This is a genomic window from Photobacterium sp. R1 (assembly GCF_054600795.1).
The window spans coordinates 1-287 of record NZ_BAAHZP010000429.1; the positions used below are offsets into that span (position 1 = coordinate 1).

Below are 287 nucleotides of genomic sequence, written 5' to 3' on the forward strand. Positions count from 1 at the left end.
TATCGCACGCGGCCGATTCCGTCAGCATACTGTCGGCGATATAGGCTTCTTCCACCACTTCCCGTACTGCCATTGCGGGCATGGAAGGGGTAGCCAGCTTGTTCGCCAAGATATAACTGAGCGCGGCACCCAGATTATCGTGCTTAATAATGGTGGCATGGTAAAAACTGGCCAGCATCGGCTCCTGCTCAGTCAGCACCTTGGCCTCTTGCTTAATCGTCTCCCAGACGGCTTGCTGTTGACACTCCCTCACGTCGTCCCCTGTATATCCTTTATGTGTTTGCACC

1 protein-coding gene is annotated in these 287 nt (G+C 54.0%); it reads right to left on the reverse strand.

What is annotated here, in order from left to right:
• Positions 1 to 253: serine O-acetyltransferase (locus tag ACYP03_RS25720; RefSeq protein WP_459782637.1), on the reverse strand; the 253-nt coding region annotated here is incomplete at its 3' end.
• Positions 254 to 287 lie beyond the last annotated feature (34 nt).